Origin of the sequence: Photobacterium ganghwense (assembly GCF_003025595.1) — a bacterium.
GTDB classification, from domain to species: domain Bacteria; phylum Pseudomonadota; class Gammaproteobacteria; order Enterobacterales; family Vibrionaceae; genus Photobacterium; species Photobacterium ganghwense.
Genome location: NZ_PYMI01000009.1, coordinates 116,921 through 137,870 on the forward strand (window position 1 = coordinate 116,921; position 20,950 = coordinate 137,870).

Genomic DNA, 20,950 nt, shown 5'->3' on the forward strand with positions numbered 1-20,950 from the left:
TCATGATTCACAATTCACAACATTTTTAATTCCTTAGCCCATCAAAGAAGGATGATGCATGACGAAGACAACGCAAACGTCGACAGATGTGCAAGATATGGTGGCTCAGGCTGATACTGGGGCAAGAAGCCCGACGGGACTGGCTGGACGTATCTTGTGGCTGGTACCACTGTGTTGGTCGCTGTTCCAACTGTGGTATGCCTCACCGTTACCGTTTATTTTCAATTTTGGTGTATTAAACGATACCGAAGCCCGCTCTATTCACCTTGCATTTGCAATTTTCCTGGCCTTTACCGCCTACCCGGCTTTGGCCCGCTCCCCCCGCGACCGTATTCCGTTACTGGACTGGGTCTTTGCCCTGGCCGGCAGTTTCTCGGCCGCTTACCTGTTTCTGTTTTACACCGAGCTAGCAGGCCGTTCCGGCGCCCCGACCCAAATGGATATTGTGGTCGCCGTTACCGGGATGATCCTGCTGCTGGAAGCTACCCGCCGTGCTTTGGGGCCACCACTGATGGTGGTCGCCGGGATGTTCCTGCTCTACACCTTCGGTGGCCCGTATATGCCGGAGGTCATTGCCCATAAAGGGGCGAGCCTGAACAAGGCCATGTCGCACCTGTGGCTGACCACCGAAGGGGTGTTTGGTATCGCTGTCGGGGTATCGACCTCGTTCGTGTTCCTGTTTGTCCTGTTTGGCGCCATGCTGGAGCGTGCCGGAGCCGGGGCTTACTTCATTAAAGTGGCATTCTCCCTGCTGGGTCATATGCGGGGCGGCCCAGCCAAAGCGGCGGTAGTAGCGTCCGGTTTGTCAGGACTGGTCTCGGGCTCATCGATCGCCAATGTCGTAACGACCGGCACCTTTACCATCCCACTGATGAAAAAAGTCGGCTTTCCCGGTACCAAGGCCGGGGCCGTGGAAGTGGCCGCCTCAACAAATGGCCAGCTGACTCCGCCTATCATGGGAGCAGCAGCATTCCTGATGGTCGAGTATGTCGGAATTTCGTATGTCGAGGTGATCAGGGCTGCACTATTGCCCGCACTGATTTCCTATATCGCCCTGATTTATATCGTCCACCTCGAAGCGTGTAAGGCCGGAATGTCCGGGCTGCCGCGTCGCTACAAGCCAACGCTGGCGCAGAGCCTGCTGTCGTTTACCGGCACCATCCTCGGGCTGATCGTGATCAGCGCCGCCGTTTACTATGGCGTGGGCTGGACGAAAACCGTCTTTGGTGCTACCGCAACGCCGCTGATCGGGGCAATCGTACTGATTGCTTACGTGGCATTGGTCAGGATATCAGCCCGTTACCAGGATCATACACTGGAAGACCCGAATGCCGAGCTGACGGAAGTGCCAGATCCGGGACCGACGCTTAAGTCCGGCCTCTACTTTCTGTTACCCATTGTGGTGCTGGTATGGTGTCTGACGGTTGAGCGTTTTTCACCGGGTCTGTCCGCATTCTGGGCCACCGTCTTTATGATCTTTATTCTGCTGACCCAGCGCCCGCTGCTGGCCTTCTTCAATCAGGAAAGTTCGCTGGCTGATGCCGCAAAAGTCGGTGTCATCGACCTGCTGGAAAGCCTGGTCAGCGGTGCGCGAAATATGATTGGAATCGGGGTGGCCACCGCCGCCGCCGGTATTGTGGTTGGGGTGGTCACCCTGACCGGTATTGGCCTGGTGATGACGGAGTTTGTCGAATTCATCTCCGGGGGCAGCATTATTCTGATGTTGGTGTTTACTGCGGTGATCAGCCTGATCCTGGGGATGGGCCTGCCGACAACCGCCAACTACATCGTGGTCTCGACCCTGATGGCCCCGGTCATCGTCACACTGGGCGCTCAGCACGGCCTGATCATTCCGCTAATTGCCGTTCACCTGTTCGTGTTCTACTTCGGAATTCTGGCCGATGATACACCACCGGTGGGGCTGGCCGCCTTTGCCGCGGCCGCGATTGCCAAAAGCGATCCGATCCGAACCGGTTTACAAGGTTTTGCCTATGACATCCGGACCGCCATCCTGCCGTTCATGTTTATCTTCAACACCCAGCTGTTGTTGATGGACATCGACTCCTGGTGGCATCTCGGCCTCACTGTCGGGTCAGCTATTCTGGCCATGCTCACGTTCTCTGCCGCCACCCAGGGATGGTGGTTTACCCGCACCAAGTGGTGGGAAGTGGCGGCACTGCTGCTGATCACCTTCTCGCTGTTCCGTCCGGGGTTCTGGTGGGACATGGTCTACCCGCCCAAACATGAAATGCCGGGCGTGCTGATTGCCGATGCCGCCGATAAGCTGGCAATCGGCGAGACTCTGGAGCTGCAGGTCAGTGGCGAAACTCTGGATGGCAAGCAATTTTCCAAGCATGTCATGCTGCCGTTTGCAGAAGGCGCGATCACGCCGGAAGACCGTATCGCCTCAACCGGCCTGATGCTGCGTCAGGACGGTGACAAAATGCTGGTTGATATGGTGGAGTTCGGCAGTCCGGCTGAACAGGCCGGGATTGATTTTGACTGGGAGATCACTGCCGTCAGCCTGCCTGCCGTACGACCGATGAAAGAGTGGGTGTTCATTCCAACTCTGGCGCTGCTGGCCTTACTTGGCTGGAATCAGCGTCGCCGGGCGAAAAAACTCGGCCATCTCTGATGATCAGGGCCGTTCGCTGCATCACAAAAGCAGCGGCCCAGCTTGGTATACACTTTAGGAAATATCCCCTTCCTGTTGGTGCAAGAGGACACTATGTATAAGCACATTCTGGTTCCCGTTGATCTGAACGATCAGGGGTTTGCCGACAAAGCGGTAGAAACCGCCGTGTGGCATGCCCGACAAAGCAATGCCACGCTGCACCTGATTAATGTCCTGCCGGGCATTCATATGGCCATGGTATCCAGCTATTTTCCCAAAGATGCCGCGCGGAAAATGCTGCAAGATACCCAGCAACAACTCAAAGTGTTTGCCGGTAACTGTATCCCGCCGGATATTGTGCACCATCAGCATGTCACCGAGGGTAAAACCTGGACCACCATTCTCGATTACGCCGAGCGGGTGGGCGCTGATCTGATCATCATGCCCAGCCACAAACGATCCAGAGTCGACAAAGTCATGCTGGGATCCGTGGCGGCCAAAGTCGTAGAGAACTCACCGATTCCGGTTTTGGTACTCAAACCGCAAGGCCATCTGGAAGAGAGCGAATCCGACGCTTGATGGTGCCCTGTCCGTCGACCGTCCCGGCGGTGTGTTGAGCCCCCCCTGATATATAAACTCAGCTCAACGCGCTCAACGCCTCCTACAATCAAAAAGCCCGCAACGATGCGGGCTTTTGCTCAACAGACAGAACCATTAACCATGGCGGTGTGGCAGCGTTGCCGCTTTATCCACTACGGCTGACGATGATCATAGCCCCAGCGGGGCACCAGACCTTGCTCAACCCCAAGATGGTCCAGAATACGCGCGACCATGAAATCCACCAGATCCTCAATGCTCTGCGGCTGATGGTAGAAGCCCGGTGCCGCTGGCATGATAGTGGCCCCCATCTGAGACAGCTTGAGCATGTTTTCCAGGTGCAGGGTCGAAAACGGGGTTTCCCGTACCACCAGCAGCAACTGCCCGCGCTCTTTGAGCACCACATCCGCTGCCCGCTCCAGCAGGTTATCCGACAAGCCGTGAGCCACGGATGCCAGCGTTCCGGCCGAGCACGGACAGACCACCATCTGTTTCGGAGCCGCAGAGCCAGAAGCCACCGGCGAAAACCAGTCTTCTTTACCGCAGACCGTCAGCTTGTCACCGTGACAGCCCAGATGGTTAACCAGCACCTGTTTGGCCGCGTCCGGCCCTGCCGGTAACTTCAGGCCATGTTCGGTGGCCAGCACCACCCGGGCGGCCGATGAGATCAGCAGAAAAACATCGTAATCGGCCGCCAGCAGGCATTCCAGCAGGCGCAAGCCATATGGCGCACCAGAAGCGCCCGTCCAGGCCAGGGTAATACGTTTGTCGTTATTCACCGGTCTCACCTTAGTTTGCACCTTGGTTTGCCGCGGAGTTACGACCCACTTCTGAGCAGGAGGATTTTTCACTCAGGGCAGCCAGTAGCTTACCGTGAATACCACCAAACCCGCCGTTACTCATCACCAGAATATTGTCGCCCGGCTGCGCGGCGGTCACAATACTCGCCACCAGACGATCCAGATCGGCATCGGTTGTCGCAGGTTGCTCACACAGCACGGCAATCTCGTCAACGGACCACGGAATGTTGTCCGGCTGATAGATGAACACTTCGTCAGCCGCCGCCAAGGCTGGAGCCAGATCCTGCTTATGCACACCCAGCTTCATGGTATTCGAGCGCGGTTCCAGTACCGCCAGGATCCGCTGCTCACCAACTTTGGCACGCAGCCCTCCCAAGGTCAGCTCTACCGCAGTCGGGTGATGCGCAAAGTCGTCATACACACGCACCCCGTTAATCTCACCTTTCAGCTCCAGTCGGCGCTTGGTGTTGATAAATTTCCCCAGCGCCTCGCACGCCAGATCCGGTGTTACCCCAACATGTCGGGCAGCCGCAATCGCCATCAGCGCATTATTGACGTTGTGATCGCCAATCAATTCCCAGTTGACGGTTCCTACCAACTGGTCATCCAGGTAGACATCAAACCGGCTGCCGGCATCATCTTGCTTACTTGCCCGCCAATAGCCATCCTCACCGATGTATTCCAGCTCACTCCAGCAACCCATCTCCAGCGTCTGGTCAATCGCCGGCACACCCTTCGGTGCCAGAATTCGACCATTCCCCGGCACAGTGCGTACCAAATGATGAAACTGACGCTGAATCGCCGCCAGGTTGTCAAAAATATCTGCGTGATCGAACTCGAGATTGTTCATTATGAGCGTTCGTGGTCGATAATGAACAAACTTAGAACGCTTATCGAAAAAAGCACTATCGTATTCGTCCGCCTCGACGACGAAAAACATACTTTCACCTAACCGCGCGGAAACGCCGAAGTTTCCGAGCACGCCACCGACCAGAAAACCCGGCTGATAGCCGCAATCTTCCAGGATCCAAGCCAGCATACTGGCTGTAGTGGTCTTACCATGGGTACCGGCCACGGCCATCACCCAACGGTCATGCAGCAAAATTTCCTGCAACCATTGCGGCCCCGAGGTATAGCGGAGGTTGTTGTTCAGCACATACTCCACACAGGGATTTCCGCGGCTCATCGCATTGCCGACCACCACCAGATCAGGTGCAGGGTTTAATTGAGCAGGATCATACCCCTCAATAATTTCAATACCTTGAGACTCAAGCAGAGTGCTCATTGGCGGGTAAACATTCGCATCACAGCCTGTCACTTTATGACCCAGCTGACGGGCGAGAACCGCCGCTCCGCCCATAAATGTGCCGCAAATTCCTAAAATGTGGATGTGCATAACTTTCGGCTCACTCGGTAAACAATATAAATTTCACGCTACTGCGTTACTTCAGTACCATAAAAAAGATCTTTATATACAATTCTTTAATTGCGAATAGACCACACTATTAAGCAGGCGTCTGCCAAATCGGGTATCAAAATGCTCCGCAGAGACATTGTACCCGACATAAATGCCCCAATGACAACATGATGCAAGGATTGTATATGTCCGATATTAGAACCCTTGGTGAGTTCATTGTCGAGAAACAAACTGACTTCCCCCACGCCAGCGGCGAACTGTCTTCGCTATTAGGTTCAATCAAACTGGCGGCCAAAATCGTCAACCGTGAAATCAACAAAGCAGGTCTGGTTGATATTACCGGTTCGATCGGCGGCCAGAATGTACAAGGGGAAGAGCAACAGAAACTCGATGTGTACGCCAACGATAAGTTCAAAGCTGCCCTTGAAGCCCGTGATCAAGTGTGTGGTGTAGCGAGTGAAGAAGAAGACGAAGCTGTCGCCTTCAACAAAGAGCTCAACCGCAATGCCAAGTACGTTGTTTTGATGGACCCACTGGATGGTTCTTCGAATATTGACGTAAACGTTTCCGTCGGTACGATCTTCTCTATCTACCGCCGCGTTTCTCCGGTGGGTACCCCTCCAACGGAAGAAGATTTCCTGCAGCCGGGCCACCGCCAGGTTGCTGCCGGTTACATCATTTATGGTTCATCTACCATGCTGGTTTACACAACCGGCAACGGTGTACACGGCTTTACCTACGACCCGTCTCTGGGTGTTTTCTGCCTGTCGCACGAGAACATGCGCATTCCTGAAGAAGGCCGCATTTACTCCATCAACGAAGGTAACTATTTCCGCTTCCCTATGGGCGTGAAGAAGTACATCAAATACTGCCAGGAGAATGTGCCGGAAGATCACCGTCCGTACACCTCTCGCTACATCGGCTCTCTGGTCGCGGACTTCCACCGTAACCTGCTGAAAGGCGGCATCTACCTGTACCCAAGCACTGCGACGCACCCTCAGGGTAAACTGCGTCTTCTTTATGAATGTAACCCAATGGCGTTCCTGATTGAGCAGGCGGGTGGTATCGCTTCTGACGGCAGTCGTCGCATCATGGACATTGAACCGACCGAACTTCACCAGCGGGTGCCGTTCTTTGTCGGATCGACCCCGATGGTCCGAAAAGTCGAAGCATTCCTCAAAGAATTCCCTGAACAGGAATAATCTGCAAAAACAGGCTGCCAATGCAGCCTGTTTTTTTGCATAATCACCCCCCTCACACTTCCGGCCTGTCCAAGCCTGCCGGAGGGCGTTGCGATTAGACAACGAATCGGCGATGTTGGTATTATAATTTCCAAACATCACCGCAAATAGTTAACTAAATAAAGGAAGAAACAATGAGCCTGAATCAGGTACCAGCTGGTAAAGACATTCCAGAAGATATCTACGTGGTTATCGAAATCCCGGCAAACGCAGATCCAATCAAATACGAAGTCGACAAAGACTCTGGCGCAGTATTCGTGGATCGTTTCATGTCTACGCCAATGTTCTACCCATGTAACTACGGCTACGTGAACCACACGCTATCTCTGGACGGCGACCCAGTTGACGTACTGGTTCCGACTCCATTCCCACTGGTTCCGGGTTCAGTGATCCGCTGCCGTCCAGTTGGCGTTCTGAAGATGACTGACGAATCTGGTGAAGATGCGAAAGTTGTTGCTGTACCACACAGCAAGCTGACAAAAGAATACGACCACATCCAGGACGTAAACGACCTGCCAGAACTGCTGAAAGCGCAGATCACTCATTTCTTCGAGCGTTACAAAGAGCTGGAAGCGGGCAAGTGGGTTAAAGTTGACGGCTGGGCTGACGCTGCTGCAGCTAAAGCGGAAATCCTTGAGTCATTCAAGCGCGCTCAGGAAAAATAATCCTGAAGAAAGCCGGGCATCAAGCCCGGCTTTTTTTATACTTGATCCTGTAGCCCATGCCGTTACCGGATGCACCCCCCACCGCTAACGCAGGCAAAAACACCGGAGTCTCCCCATGAAACAACGTATCCCCGGAGCCCTGATCGCCCTCGTCTGTTGGAGCGGACTGACACTCCCGGTCGCCGCGGAAGTGGTTTCCCCGGCCGAATTCTGGCAAACCTATCAGGCTCAGCCAAGTAATCCGCCACTGATTGTCGATGTTCGCACCCCGGCAGAATTTGCCGACGGTCACTTGCCCGGTGCCATCAATATTCCGTTTGATGACATCAAACAGCTGACATCACTGGAACCCGATACCTCGCGGCCAATTATGCTGTACTGCCAGTCAGGACGCCGTTCAGGCATAGCAGAAGCAGAGCTGGCAAAGCTGGGGTATACCCAGCTCTACAACGGTGAGAATTACCAGGCACTCGACGCCGCTATGCCTATGCGATAATAAAAAACCCGGCTCACAGGCCGGGTTTTTCGCTTTTGGTTCTGATGACTGAGACGATGATGTAAAGCCCTCAGGTTAAACCACGCTACACTGCTTGTCGCACTATCCGGCCACACCAGTCACCGCCGACAATCAGCGGCAGGCCGACCACAGTCTGCTGGTAGAGATAAACAAACGCGTCACCATAAGGTGTGGTCACAGTCGCCCGATCATACACCTCCGGGTACTCCTCCAGCTCATCAAGATCCCGCAGGATTGTCCGGTCAATCTCATAGACCTCCCCCACCAGCTGAGCACCACCTGCGGCCTGAACGGCTGCCGGGTAAGGCCCCAGATCATACAGGCAGTACCCGTAAGGCAAAGTATGCAGCCCCAGCAATGTCGCCTGACGAAGCAGGGAGTGGTTAGACTCCCCGTGTCGCAGGGTCCCGTAGACAAAAACCCTCACCGTCCCTTACTCCTGTTAGTTAAATTCGAACTGGTACAGCAGGTCGACCGCACTGTCGAGGCCTGACACCACTTCCACATAGAGATCTTTCATCAGGCGGTAACGCACCGTGAATTCCCCTATCGAGTTGAAGATCCCGACACCGTATTTGACCTGCAGCCCCGGCGCGATGTAACCACTGATCGTCACCTGGGAGTCATCGCCCGAACCGGCCGTATCCAGCGACAGGTCCTGCACCCCAAATGCCTCACCGATGTTACCCACCAGCTGGCCGCCCTGTGCCAGACCCATACTGATCAGAGCCATGGTCATCGCATCGCCGCTGTTCGACTCGCTGTCGAGATCCCGGCCACGCAGGATGTAAGACAGCGCGTTCTGCTGCGGCATCGCCGGATCCGAGAAAATGTCCGCCTTCGGATTATCCGCCGGGCCGGTTACCCGGATCCCTGCAATCACATCGTCCTCGATATTTTCCGGATCGCGAATCGCCTCAATCGACAAGTATGGCTGATCTGCCGGACCATTAAACAGCAGCTGGCCTTTGCGGATCACCAGTGTCTGGCCAAAGGAGCGGTAAGTACCGTCCTTCAGGTTCACCTCACCGAAGACCTGCGGCCCTTTATCATTCTGGCGGACATTCAGATCCCCCACCAGGTTAGATTTCAGGCCAAACGCACTCAGGCGTACATCATCCCCGATGCGAACCAGCACATTGGTTTTCACCGAGAACGGCATGGCTGACTCTTTTTCTACCGGCTTGAGATCTGCCGTCAGCAGGATCTCATCATCGGAAACGGCAACGGCAGATTCCGGCAGCTGATCCACGGTAATGCGGCCCCACGGAATTTCAACTTTACCCGTAATTTCCGCCTGTTGCGGACCGGCTTTGATGGTCAAATCCGGGCTCACACGCACGGCCAGCATCGGCGGCATGTTAACTTCCAGTTCGCGGCCATTAACCCGCAACTGAGTAGCCCAGTTCGCCATATCCCGCCAGTTGGCATCACCGGCCAGAGCCAGATTACCGTCCGGCGTCACAATCTTACCGTTCAGCTGAGCCTGATATCCTGAGAAGGTCGCCGTGATATCGGCATTCTTGATATCCAGTGGCACTTTACGGCCAATGGCCTGCACCTTGCTGACTTTCACCAGACCGTTAACCGCAGGGTGCATTGCCGGGCCCGACAGGTTCAGGTTGGCGTCAATCTGGCCACCGAACTTATCGTAATCCGCCACCAGCGGCTGCAGGAAGTCCAGCATAAAGCGATCCAGCTTCAGGTTGGCCTCTATCTGCTGTTCACCGGTCAGCTGAGTTACCCGTGCGCGGCCACTCAGATCGCCATTGTCTTTCACGGCAATCAGCCAGTCGGCGTTGAGCACATCCTGCTTCACTTCAGCATTCAGGGTTACCTTATCCCAGCCCAGCATCATTGGCTGCCCGTCCGGCTCGCTCTTTTGCTTCACAAAGCCAGCAGGCAGGGCAATGTTGGCCTGAACAAAAGGAGCAGAGTTCGGTGCCCAGGTCGCATCCACATGCGCACCCAGCGCGCCCTGCAATTCCACGTTCTCCGGCAGGAATGGCTTGATAATGGCAAAGTCGAAGTTATTCACGGCCAGCTTGGCACGCCCGCTGGCCCCCGCCGTCAGGTTTTCACTCAGGCACAGCGCAGACTTATCCTGCTTCCAGCAGTGCGCCGCAACCGTCGCAAGCTGAGTCTTGAACTGGTAACCAATCGGGGTCGAGCGATCCAGCTTCCACGGCCCAATCTCAGTATCAATTTCACCTTTTTCCAGACGCCCCTGCCAGCCCTGTTCGCGGTTAAGAGCCCCGGTCAGCCGCAAATCGGCACTGACCGGCTCGGCGTCCATCTTCAGCGTCAGCTCATGGCGTTGTTCGGTTCCACGGAAAATCAGTGCCAAATTCGCCAGGTTGAAGGTGTCAAACCGGCCGTCTGAGGCCAGCACCTGCAGATCCGCATCCAGCGCGGGCATCGGCTTCACTTTGCCTTTAATCGTCAGTTTTTCGAGATTGGCCAAATCCTGCCATCCCAACGCCTGGCCGGTCAGATCCAAAGCCAGATCCGGCTCTGCCATTTTACCTCTGACATCCACCCGTCCCTGTACTTTCCCGCGTAGCCCCGGCATTGACTGCGCCAGGTTCGGCGCATCAATGATCGCCAACATATCCCAGGTGTCGCTCAGGTTACCTTTCGCCAGCAAACCATTCGGACCATGCTTAATTGACAGTCCCGGCGTATTGAAGGTCAGGTTACCCTTGCCGCTGCGGTCGCTGGCGGACAGCTCGCCTTTCATATCCAGGCGCTGATCCATGACGATACCGTCCACCGTCAGCGCAGGCAGTTCGACATACCAGCCGCCCTGTTTGGTCAGGCCACCGGAGGTTTTCAGCTTCCCGCTGATATCACCCGGTACATCCGGCCACTCCAACCCCGGTTGAATATGGCTGAACGCCAGTTCACCCTGCCAGTTCACCAAATCTTTCCAGCTGGCTGACGCACTACCCGAGACCGTACCGCCCAGCGTTTCGACCATCAGCCGGCTCAGGGCGACATCATTCAGAGAGCCTTTCCCCTGCAGATCGGCCTTAACTGCCGGCATCGGTTTCCCGTCGATGTTACTCTTCAGGCTGAAGCTGTAACCGGATAGCTTCCCTTTTGCTGTCAGAGATGTGTCCTTGACGGTAAATTCCGCATCGCTGTCAATCGGCCACTGGATATTTTTACTGCTGACACTGACATCAAACGGTAGATCAGGGTCCAACGGTGACAGCTGGCCTTTCACCAGGGCATCAATGGTACCGCTCAGGCTGGCATCCAGCCCCAGTTTAACGGCACTGCCGGACGCTTTCAGCGCCAGCTTGTGCCCCGCCAGCGGTGCCATGGCGACATCCAGTTTCGCGTCCAGCGTCAGCGGATAATCCCCACTCAGGGTCACATTCGCTTTCGCGTCCAGTGTCCCCTGCGGGGCTTTGAGCACCAGCTTATCAATTTGCACTTCACTGCCTACGGTCGACGCCACCAGATCCAGCAGCTCCACCTTTTGCGGCGCTTCGCCCTCAAGGCTGAAGGACTTCACGGTAAAGCGTTCGACTGCAATATTCAGCGGAATCACCACTTCCGGCAACACGATCGGCTGAGGCTCACTCTGCTCAACAATCTCCGCTGCCGCGGAAGCATTTTCGGCCGCCGGTGCCAGTGATACCGAGACACCGTCCCAGTCAGTCGGCATGATAGTGACCTGATTCCCTTCCATCTTGGCAGCAGTACTGAATGTGTCCCAGGCAATCTTGTTGCCCAGAATATCCAGCGCCACATCGTTCAGCGCAATACGGTCAATCGAGATTGGCAACGGCAGCGTAATGGTGGTCACCGGTTCGCTGGCCGGCTCTTCCTCTTCTGACGGCGGCGGTACTTCCGGCATGCTGAAGCGGGTACCGTCAATGGCCAGCTCTTTCACGCACACCGCGGGTGTCAGCAGACATCCATCATCGATCGTCAATCCGAGGCGGTTCACCGCCAGATCAAGCGCACCGTCCTGATAGCGCACCTGCTCCAGCGCAAAGCCCTTCATCAGGCTCCCGCTGCTGCTGCCAACCGAAAGGGCCGGTAACGCTTTCTGGGCGCCCCACAGCGCGACCTTGATCCCGGCCGGTGTGTAAAGCAGCGCGGCAATCGCAATCACCAGCACCAGTAACAAGGCCAGTAAAGCCAAGGTTAGTCGTTTTACCCAAATCATATCTCTGGCCCCAAAACAAAGTGCAGTTGGAACTTATCCTTGTCTTTATCCAGTCCCCAGGCAAAGTCCACCCGCACCGGGCCGACAGGTGATGCCCAACGAACCCCGACCCCGGCACCAGCCAGCCAGTCCGGGCTGTCATTCCAGGCCGAGCCATAGTCATAAAAGACCGCGCCCCACCAGTTGCCGTACACCCGGTACTGGTATTCAGCCGTGGAAGTAAGCATATACTTACCGCCGCGCAGCCTACCTTCGCTGTCGCGTGGAGCAATGGACTCATAACTGTAGCCACGCAGGCTGTTATCACCCCCGACGAAGAAACGCATGGAAGGAGGAACATCTTCCAGACGGTCGGCAAACACGGCCCCGCCGTCAATGCGGACCAGGCCGCGGTGATCTTCCGCCCAGCTCCGGATCCAGGCAGAACGTCCACGTAAATGGAACAGGCGAGTGTCCGATCCCAGCGCTGGGTCAGAATACTCCATGGAAATCATTTGCTTGTCGCCCCAGGTTGGCATCGCACCACCTCGAACCCGGGTACGGTCATAGCTCAACCCCGGCAACACCATCGCCAGCACGCCGCTTTCTTCCGCGCCCTGGTTATAGTCTTCATACAGTACCCGTAAGGAAGCCACCCGTTTCCAGTTGCTATCGAGGCGCCAGTGACGCTCCAGACCCAGACTGTACTCGGTGCTGACCGTGTCATGGTTGTCGACATAGCGAATCCCGCCCACTACCTGGTAGTAGTCATTCAGAACATCATCCAACGGAATTTTGTAGACAGCCTCAATTTTCGGCTGGACCGTGGACAACTCCGTTTTGACATCCAGACTGTGCCCGGCACTGTTCAGCCATGGCTTGTGCCAGTTCATTTTCAGTCGCACCCCGACATCGGTTGAGTAACCGATACCGGTTTCAACCTGATTCCGTACCTGCGGGCTGAGCACGACATTGACCGGGATCTCCTCGTCATGACGCTGCGCAACGGCCCCGCCGACGAAAATGGAAGAGAACCAGCCAACATTGGACAAACGCTGGTTAAATTCCCCCAGCGAGGAAGCCAGATACGGATCCCCCTCTTCGTAAGGGATCAATGATTCGAGACGATCCAGATCAATCTGGCTGCCTTTAAAGGTGGTCTTGCCAAAGTGGTAACGCGCTCCACTGGCAAACTCGATCGTGATATAGGCTTCATTTCGGCTGGGAGCCACCTCCATCCGGCTGGTCAACAGCTCGGCATCAAAATAGCCTTTCCGCAGAGCCAGACTACTGAGCGAGGATTTGAGCGATTCATATTTTCCGTGATTCAGCGTTTTTCCCAGCCCCAGCCCGCTGTTGCGGACCAGTTCGATGACATCCGGATCATCTTGGGCATCACCGGTGATCTGAATATCACTTTTGGCGATCACGGTTTTTGGCCCCGGTTTGATGGCCACTTTCAGGACGCTGTTATCGCCGTCGACGGAATCTGTGAAGGATATCGTGGGGTTATAGCGCCCCAGCGCCTTCAGCGCATCGCGAATTTCGCCTTCCAGTTGCTGCCGAAAGCGAAGTGATGTGCTGTAGTCCTTCTCCGGAATGGCTGACACATAGGCATCAACATTGTCCTTCAACTTCCCTTTAACACCAGTAATTTCCAATGACGTCGCGGCGGAAACCGGAAGCGTAACGGATAGCGCAAACGCGGCGAGACTGTACCGCATAACATGTGTCTTCATTCTTATGACTTCATTTTTAGGATCTTCGTGTTATTTTTTTGCCTTGAGCAGTGTTAATTCTGACAAAGCCACGACTTAACTGCCAACATTTTGACAGGAAATAGCAAGGATGTTGATTGTCATTCCGGATTCCTCTACCTTGAGAGCAAATGATGACGTAAAAAGGAATGAACAATGTCTTCTGATAAGCTCAACATGCCAACGGCTGAAACGGCGTTAATCGGCCGGGCAACCCCTATTTTGCCAACCAGTGCGCATGCAGTAAATGGCACTGAACTCGATGACACCATCCCAGCCGGCCACGAAGTCCTGACGGTAGGGATGGGGTGCTTCTGGGGTGCTGAGCGGCTGTTCTGGAAACAACCCGGCGTGTACAGCACTGCCGTAGGTTACAGCGGCGGCTTAACACCGAACCCGACCTATGAAGAAGTGTGTACCGGTAAAACCGGCCATGCCGAAGTGGTACGGATTATTTTTGACCCGGTAGTGATCAGCTTAGATGAGTTGCTGACGCTGTTCTGGGAAAATCATGACCCGACTCAGGGAATGCGCCAGGGGAATGATATGGGGACACAATACCGCTCTGTCGTGTATACCCATTCAGACGAACAGACCGCCGCCGTGACCGACAGTATGGCGCGCTATCAGGCCGCGTTGGGTAGTCACCCCATCACAACGGAAATTGCCCCGGCGGGGAACTTCTATTTTGCTGAAGATTACCATCAGCAATATCTGGCCAAAAACCCGGATGGTTACTGCGGACTGGGTGGCACCGGTATCTGCATGCCACCTCAGTTTAAATAACGGTTACATCCCTTCTGCGGTCAACAGCTGAATTTCACGGTTCACTTCGCTTAACACGTTCAATGCTTTCTTATCGTGTTTTTTGGGCGGAAGCAGTCGACCGCAGTCAAACTCAAAACCACCGATACCGGAAATGAAGACCCGCCCACGGAAGTAATTTTTCACGTGGCGGGCAACTTGTGTCGGACGATAATGTTTAAAAATTCTCAGCATGATTCCCTCACAAACAGCCCTTATCTAATTGACCGTGTAAACAGCATATAGGTTCAGTTATCCCTTTATTCTTTTCACCAGCCTTCCCCAAACAAGTATCAGCACATTTCGTGCCAACCACTTTCTGTTTGTATCGAAAGCAAAAACGGTATCGGCTTGTACACTGTGTGCATTCTGAGGGGTATTTCGCGTTGCAGGGTGCTGTGATGCGGCTCAAGCTTTAACAACTGGTTTTACCAGTTATCGTTATCTCTTCTAAGATAATGATGCGTCTAATAATTAATGGAATAGAAATCATGAAAAAGAAGTTTCTGTGGGCAGTCGTCGCAGCATGCTTACCTGGGGTTGCACTGGCTCATAACCTGACCGTGGGTCAACCACTACCAACCGTATCCGTGGCCGATAAAGGGGAGCTGATGCTCCAAAATGGGGAGATCCACTATCAGGCATGGAGCAGCCAGCAACTGGACGGTAAAGTGCGGGTTATTCAGGCGATCGCCGGGCGTAGCTCCGCTAAAGAGCTGAATGCAGAACTGATGGCGGCCATCACTGCAGCCAAATTCCCGCAAGACAAATACCAGACCACCACTATCATTAACCAGGATGACGCCATTTGGGGCACCGGCAGCTTTGTGAAGTCCTCCGCCGAAGACAGCAAAAAAGCGTTTTCATGGTCTTCGATGGTACTGGATGCCAATGGCCGTGTTCATCAGAGCTGGGATCTGGCCAAAGAAAACTCGGCCATTATTGTGCTGGATAAAGACAGCAAGGTCCTGTTTGTGAAAGAAGGCAAACTGAGCGCGGGTGAAGTCAAAGAAGCCCTGAAGCTGGTCAGTACGCACCTTTAATCCGTTCCATATCAACCAGCACCGCATCACTGTATGCGGACAGCCCGCAACGACGGTATTTTCACCGCGCTTTGACTTTTAGGCCATGACCACCCGGAAATGTGATGTTATATTGTTACACACTTCTGGGGCATGGCTTTTTTAACGACTCGACAAGATGCGAAACGGACACCGACATCTGTTCAAATGGCTGGGACTGTGCACGCTGCTCATCATACTTGGGCCGCTCAGTCTGTTACATCACATCGAAGCCAGCCTGGATCACCATCACCGTCCGGATTGCGCGGTCTGTCATCTGGCGCTGGATGCCATTGCTCCTGATAGTATCTCACTGCCTCTCCCCACGATTCAGTACCCGCCACTGATTGCCGGTGCTGCACAGCACCTGTCGGGCCAACCGGCTTCGCCAACAGCCCGTTCACCACCCCAACCTGTCTGAACTCTTTTTTATTCTTACATTCGTTTAGACAGGACATACCATGAAAAACTCTTTTGCTTTAACTGCCTTAGCCATGTTGGCCGCAGGTGCTTTTCCTTACGCGTCTGCCGTTGCTGAAGGACACTTTCACCAACATGATGCCCATGTCCATGGTGTCGTGACATTCAACCTGGCACAGGATGGCAACGAACTGCTGGTAGAAATTACCGCACCGGGCGCTGACATCGTCGGATTTGAACATGAACCCAGTAGCCTCGATGACAAGGAAAAGCTAGCCCGGGCATTAGCGACACTGCAAACACCGGATACGCTGCTGTCATTCCCCTCAGCAGCAAACTGTCAGCTGACTCAGGCCGAGGCGACAGAAACGCTGACGCATCGCTCTCATGATCAGCATGAGCATGAGCATGAGCATGAGCATGAGCATGAGCATGAGCATGAGCATGGCGAGTTTAGCGTGCAATTCCTCTATCAGTGCAACAACATGGCAGGGTTAACGTACCTGGAGCTGCACTGGTTCGAGCAATTCCCGGCGACCGAGCAGGTGAACATCAACGCCTTCACCGCCAAACAACAAAAAGCGGCTACGCTCAAACCAGGCCAGCCACGCTTTCATTTTTAACGAGTGAGAAAACGAAAATGGGGGGCTCGTCCCCCATTGTTCAGGATGCATTATGACGATTATTGAGATCAGTGACTTAACGTTTCACTGGCCGAAACAGCCGACCTTGCTTGACATCCCGTCCCTGACAATCCGCCGGGGAGAAAAAACCTTCCTGAAAGGCCCGAGCGGCAGCGGAAAGTCCACCCTGCTGAGCCTGCTGGCAGGCATCAATCTTCCTACCACAGGTACCATCCGGCTTCTGGATCAGCCATTTAGCTCACTGTCAGCAACCCAGCGGGATCGATTCCGGGCGGACAATATGGGCTATATTTTTCAGATGTTTAACTTGTTGCCTTATCTATCCGTTATCGACAATGTACTGTTACCCTGCCGGTTTTCAGACAGCCGCAGGCAGCTCCTCAATGGACAATTACCACAAGAAGCGCGTCGTCTGCTGACACAATTACACCTGCCTGATGCATGCCTTCACCGCCCGGTCAGCACGCTAAGCATCGGGCAGCAACAACGTGTCGCGGCAGCCCGCGCATTAATCGGACGCCCACCTCTACTTATTGCCGATGAGCCCACTTCCGCGTTGGATCATGACAATCGGGAAGCCTTCATCAATCTTCTGATGGAAGAATGTGAGAGACAAAACATGACATTACTGTTTGTCAGTCATGATGCCTCACTGGAACATCTGTTTGATCGCCACCTTAGCCTGAGCAGCCTCAACCGGGCCACAGGAGAATACGCATGACTGCGATAATCCGCCTGGCTTGGCAAAGCCTGCTGAACCGTAAAGCAACCGCTGTACTCACCATCCTTACCGTGGCAATTTCGGTCAGCCTGCTCTTAGGCGTAGAAAAAATCCGAACCCAGGCTAAAGCCAGCTTCGCCAACACCATCTCAGGGACAGACCTGATTGTCGGGGCCCGTTCGGGCCAGGTGAATCTGCTGTTGTATTCAGTGTTCAGGATAGGTAACGCCACCAATAATATTGACTGGCAAAGCTATCAGAATATTCGCCAACATCCCACTGTCGACTGGGCCATCCCAATCTCACTCGGCGATTCACATCGGGGATACCGGGTGATTGGCACCACCCCCGATTATTTCCGCTATTATCGTTACGGCCAGAAACAGTCACTTGTTCTGGCCCAAGGCCGTGCGTTTGAGACCCTGTTTGACACTGTATTAGGGTCAGAGGTGGCAAAGAAGCTCAACTATCAAATTGGTGATGAAATCATCATTGCCCATGGCATCAGCGATAAAGCCTTCAATCGACACGATAACCTGCCCTTTAAGGTTGTCGGGATTCTTGCCCCCACTGGTACGCCTGTCGATCGCAGTGTTCATGTCTCACTTCCGGCCATTGAAGCTATTCATGTCGGCTGGGAAAGCGGGGCACGGTTAGGCCATACGCCGACGGCCGAATCACTGTCACAAGCTCAGTTTGAGCCCAAACAGATCACGGCGCTTTTCCTCGGGCTGAAATCACGGATCCAGGCCTTCTCTCTGCAACGCACCATTAATAGCTATCCCTCAGAGCCTCTGAGTGCAATTATGCCGGGTATCGCATTACATGAGCTCTGGGGCATGATGTCCATCGCAGAGCAGGCACTGCTGGCGGTTTCAGGCTTCGTGGTCATCGCAGGTCTGATGGGTATGCTGACCAGCCTGCTGACCAGCTTGAACGAACGGCGGCGGGAAATGGCCATCTTACGTGCCATGGGCGCTCGCCCTGTGCATATTTTTTTCCTGCTGATCAGTGAAGCAACGGTGATCACCGCGGCAGGCATTTTGTCCGGTATCGGCTTACTCTATCTGGCAATGGCCATTGCTCAACCGATTCTCCAAACCCAATTCGGAATGGTTCTTTCGCTCTCCGCGCCGACGGCTTATGAATACTTCCTGCTCGGTATGGTGCAAATCGCGGGCATGCTCGCAGGATTTATCCCTGCACTTCAGGCATTTCGACATTCTCTCTCTGATGGCATGACTATAAAGGTTTAATCTTATGAAAAAATGGATTCTGATTTTCGCTTGCTGGCTGCCGATGTTCAGCCAGGCTACTGAACTACTGACGTTAGATTGGATTGACCTGGTTCCGGAAAAAGAACGGGCGCAGTTTAACCAACAGCAGATGCCGGTCATGAGCCACGATGGTGATGCTTCACCTCAGTCTGTGCTGGGGTCGGTTCGAGAGGAGTTAAACGGTAGCCAAGTGAAAATTCCCGGCTTTGTCATTCCACTCGAAGGGAATGAAAACACTCTGACAGAGTTTTTGCTGGTCCCCTACTTCGGAGCATGTATCCATGTTCCACCCCCGCCACCGAACCAGATTATTTATGTCAAGTTTCCCCAAGGAGCCCCGGTCCAGGAGCTATGGGACGTCGTTTATTTGATCGGGACCCTGAAAACCCAATCCATCAACCATGAACTGGCACAAGTCGGTTATATGTTGGAAGGCACACGTATCGAAGCCTACGACGATATGTAAAGCTGCCTCTGCCTGTCACTAACCGGGGTATCCGGTTAGTGATATTTCCTCACCCAGATCCGCTTTTCCCACCTATCCCATTGCCACCCGGTTTCCTGACTGGTTACACTAGAATCTTAATGAGAATGGAGCCTGATAATAATGGAGCCTGGTGGAATGAGCGAACAACATGACAGTACGGTATTAACGGCCACGACAGAGAAAGAAGAACCGTCATCGTCAAAACATGGTACTCAGAAAGTCATTGCAAAAATTGCTGGCCAGCACGGCATTGATTACCTCATCCATCCGCAAGAGCCGCATTCTCTCCAAGAGCGCTTTGACAAAAGACAGCAAAAAGAACATTTGCTGGAGCAGGAAAACCTGGAAAGAATAACCAAACAAGCTTTCGACAGCGGCCATAGTGAAAAATCAGGAGAGCCCGATCCAGATTGGCTCTCTCACTTTTTTTCCATCGCCAAGCGTATCCGTAATCCTTCCATGCAACGGCTATGGAGCCGGATCCTCAAACAAGAGTGCTTATTACCGGGCTCTATTTCGATTAAAACACTCGATACCCTCAGAGCCATGACCCACAAAGAAGCCCAGATTTTTCTTCGGGCATGTACTCTGACCTGCTATTTTGGCGGAGACAAAAGCAAAAAAATCCTGACTTCCCTTATTATCAGGCACAAACTTTTACCTTCATTACTGGCACCAGCCACCAAGAAGCTGACCCTAGGGCATTTCCAGCTTCCTTACTCCGATATATTGATCCTGATGGAGCTCGGGTTAGTTCTGAAAACAGAGTTAGAGTCAGGCGAATTCGCTCCTCAAACACCACTAACATTCAGCTATCAGACGCATCATTACCGCCTGACCCCACAACAAAAAGGGTGTAGTTTCACCTATTACCGCCTAACGCCTACCGGACAGGAACTGGCCGAACTCCTTGGCAGCAAAACTCATGAACCTTTCAGGGAAAGCCTGATGGAAATGATGCACTCCCATTTCCTTATCGAATCAGATCATTAACCCCATTATTTAATGGCTACACAATTTTCAATAACTACAAACAGATAGGCCAACCGCTTCTCTGAAGTCCAGGCACTGTTAGTCAATACCTCAACATCCTCTGCTATATCCTTACGGCATCATTAAAACAATAAAAAGTCGCTTAATGAAGGCTTGCTCTTCATCTGACAGATATTTAAGTGATCGGTATATTTAAAATGTCGAAACCACATTCAATACATCCCTAACGACTGACTTTACAAGTCAGAGTGGGGAAAGAGGATAAGGCAAGATCACAGACTAAGTGACTGACAATCACACGTTGAAAAGCCATCAACGTAACAAACAAGCAAGTCATTGTTAGTGAAGCAGCAGAGCAGCCGGAATTGCACACAGCGAGGCTCATTCAATGAATGATTCAACAAGGATGAACACGCTACCCCAAAAGTCAAAAAGCTTCGCCATCACTGACAAAGTTTCTTGATAAGTGGAACTTTTGAATTAGTTGTGAAATGGCTACCGTCGATAGCCCTTTGACCTTAGGGCGAACCGATAAATTCCAAATGCAAGAAAGCCCAAATCTTTCAATTCAGGCTTCGCATAAGTGGTGGAACGGCCGGGCTGTCGATCTTGCGGGGCTCATTCGACCGAATGGCGAACAACATTATCTTTAAACGTAAAAAAGCCCAAGCATTTCTGCTTGGGCTTCGTATAAGTGGCGGAGCGGACGGGACTCGAACCCGCGACCCCCGGCGTGACAGGCCGGTATTCTAACCAACTGAACTACCGCTCCA

19 protein-coding genes and 1 tRNA gene are annotated in these 20,950 nt (G+C 53.6%); 13 read left to right on the forward strand and 7 right to left on the reverse strand.

Annotated elements, in window-relative coordinates; translation table 11 throughout:
* Positions 1 to 58 precede the first annotated feature (58 nt).
* Positions 59 to 2,635 carry a TRAP transporter permease gene (locus C9I92_RS22500; protein WP_047883671.1) on the forward strand — a complete coding sequence of 859 codons (2,577 nt, stop codon included), beginning with the start codon at positions 59 to 61 and terminating at the stop codon, positions 2,633 to 2,635.
* A gap of 93 nt (positions 2,636 to 2,728) precedes the next feature.
* Positions 2,729 to 3,193 carry a universal stress protein gene (locus tag C9I92_RS22505; protein ID WP_047883670.1) on the forward strand — a complete coding sequence of 155 codons (465 nt, stop codon included), beginning with the start codon at positions 2,729 to 2,731 and terminating at the stop codon, positions 3,191 to 3,193.
* 173 nt (positions 3,194 to 3,366) lie between these two features.
* Here the strand turns inward: C9I92_RS22505 and C9I92_RS22510 are convergent, their stop codons facing one another.
* Positions 3,367 to 3,990, reverse strand: a complete 624-nt coding sequence (locus tag C9I92_RS22510) for a flavin prenyltransferase UbiX (RefSeq protein ID WP_047883669.1) — start codon at positions 3,988 to 3,990, stop codon at positions 3,367 to 3,369.
* 10 nt (positions 3,991 to 4,000) lie between these two features.
* Positions 4,001 to 5,407, reverse strand: a complete 1,407-nt coding sequence (gene mpl / locus C9I92_RS22515) for a UDP-N-acetylmuramate:L-alanyl-gamma-D-glutamyl-meso-diaminopimelate ligase (RefSeq protein ID WP_047883668.1) — start codon at positions 5,405 to 5,407, stop codon at positions 4,001 to 4,003.
* A 206-nt stretch (positions 5,408 to 5,613) separates the two neighbouring features.
* Here mpl and fbp point away from each other — a divergent pair, with 206 nt between their 5' ends.
* The 3 genes from fbp to C9I92_RS22530 all read left to right on the forward strand — a co-directional run bounded on the left by fbp (position 5,614) and on the right by C9I92_RS22530 (position 7,830).
* Complete coding sequence (gene fbp / locus C9I92_RS22520) at positions 5,614 to 6,630, forward strand: class 1 fructose-bisphosphatase (protein WP_047883667.1); 1,017 nt, start codon at positions 5,614 to 5,616, stop codon at positions 6,628 to 6,630.
* 173 nt (positions 6,631 to 6,803) lie between these two features.
* Positions 6,804 to 7,334, forward strand: coding sequence for an inorganic diphosphatase (gene ppa, locus C9I92_RS22525; RefSeq protein WP_047883666.1), 531 nt, complete (start codon positions 6,804 to 6,806; stop codon positions 7,332 to 7,334).
* Positions 7,335 to 7,449: 115 nt separating this feature from the next.
* On the forward strand, positions 7,450 to 7,830 hold the full coding sequence (locus tag C9I92_RS22530) for a rhodanese-like domain-containing protein (protein ID WP_047883665.1): 381 nt from the start codon (positions 7,450 to 7,452) through the stop codon (positions 7,828 to 7,830).
* Between the two features lie 85 nt (positions 7,831 to 7,915).
* On the opposite strand, the gene C9I92_RS22535 is transcribed toward C9I92_RS22530, so the two are convergent.
* From C9I92_RS22535 to tamA, 3 genes are read right to left on the reverse strand one after another with little or no spacing between them, the layout of a single operon-like run.
* Positions 7,916 to 8,278: a gamma-glutamylcyclotransferase family protein gene (locus C9I92_RS22535; protein WP_047883664.1), complete on the reverse strand. Its 363-nt coding sequence runs from the start codon at positions 8,276 to 8,278 to the stop codon at positions 7,916 to 7,918.
* A gap of 15 nt (positions 8,279 to 8,293) precedes the next feature.
* A complete protein-coding gene (gene tamB / locus C9I92_RS22540; protein WP_047883663.1) occupies positions 8,294 to 12,034 on the reverse strand; it encodes an autotransporter assembly complex protein TamB in 3,741 nt (1,246 codons plus the stop codon).
* Positions 12,031 to 13,737: an autotransporter assembly complex protein TamA gene (tamA, locus tag C9I92_RS22545; protein ID WP_242551837.1), complete on the reverse strand. Its 1,707-nt coding sequence runs from the start codon at positions 13,735 to 13,737 to the stop codon at positions 12,031 to 12,033. The genes tamB and tamA overlap by 4 nt, the downstream gene beginning before the upstream one ends.
* 189 nt (positions 13,738 to 13,926) lie before the next feature.
* On the opposite strand from tamA, the gene msrA reads away from it, so the two are divergent.
* Entirely contained in the window at positions 13,927 to 14,556 is a 630-nt protein-coding gene (msrA, locus tag C9I92_RS22550; protein WP_047883661.1) for a peptide-methionine (S)-S-oxide reductase MsrA, read from the forward strand.
* Between the two features lie 3 nt (positions 14,557 to 14,559).
* Here msrA and C9I92_RS22555 read toward each other — a convergent pair whose 3' ends face one another.
* Entirely contained in the window at positions 14,560 to 14,769 is a 210-nt protein-coding gene (locus C9I92_RS22555) for a DUF1107 domain-containing protein (RefSeq protein ID WP_047883660.1), read from the reverse strand.
* Positions 14,770 to 15,065: 296 nt separating this feature from the next.
* Here C9I92_RS22555 and C9I92_RS22560 point away from each other — a divergent pair, with 296 nt between their 5' ends.
* From C9I92_RS22560 to C9I92_RS22590, 7 genes are all read left to right on the forward strand, one after another.
* Positions 15,066 to 15,617 carry a YtfJ family protein gene (locus C9I92_RS22560; RefSeq protein ID WP_047883659.1) on the forward strand — a complete coding sequence of 184 codons (552 nt, stop codon included), beginning with the start codon at positions 15,066 to 15,068 and terminating at the stop codon, positions 15,615 to 15,617.
* 157 nt (positions 15,618 to 15,774) lie between these two features.
* Positions 15,775 to 16,056: a hypothetical protein gene (locus tag C9I92_RS22565; protein WP_047883658.1), complete on the forward strand. Its 282-nt coding sequence runs from the start codon at positions 15,775 to 15,777 to the stop codon at positions 16,054 to 16,056.
* Positions 16,057 to 16,096: 40 nt separating this feature from the next.
* Positions 16,097 to 16,678, forward strand: coding sequence for a zinc uptake protein ZrgA (zrgA, locus tag C9I92_RS22570; protein ID WP_047883657.1), 582 nt, complete (start codon positions 16,097 to 16,099; stop codon positions 16,676 to 16,678).
* Between the two features lie 52 nt (positions 16,679 to 16,730).
* A complete protein-coding gene (locus tag C9I92_RS22575; RefSeq protein ID WP_047883656.1) occupies positions 16,731 to 17,420 on the forward strand; it encodes an ABC transporter ATP-binding protein in 690 nt (229 codons plus the stop codon).
* Positions 17,417 to 18,676, forward strand: coding sequence for an ABC transporter permease (locus C9I92_RS22580; RefSeq protein ID WP_047883655.1), 1,260 nt, complete (start codon positions 17,417 to 17,419; stop codon positions 18,674 to 18,676). The genes C9I92_RS22575 and C9I92_RS22580 overlap by 4 nt, the downstream gene beginning before the upstream one ends.
* 4 nt (positions 18,677 to 18,680) lie before the next feature.
* Positions 18,681 to 19,163, forward strand: a complete 483-nt coding sequence (locus C9I92_RS22585) for a DUF3299 domain-containing protein (protein WP_047883654.1) — start codon at positions 18,681 to 18,683, stop codon at positions 19,161 to 19,163.
* Positions 19,164 to 19,319: 156 nt separating this feature from the next.
* A complete protein-coding gene (locus C9I92_RS22590; RefSeq protein ID WP_047883761.1) occupies positions 19,320 to 20,177 on the forward strand; it encodes a TIGR03899 family protein in 858 nt (285 codons plus the stop codon).
* Between the two features lie 695 nt (positions 20,178 to 20,872).
* Here the strand turns inward: C9I92_RS22590 and C9I92_RS22595 are convergent.
* Positions 20,873 to 20,949 (reverse strand) — tRNA-Asp (locus C9I92_RS22595).
* Position 20,950 lies beyond the last annotated feature (1 nt).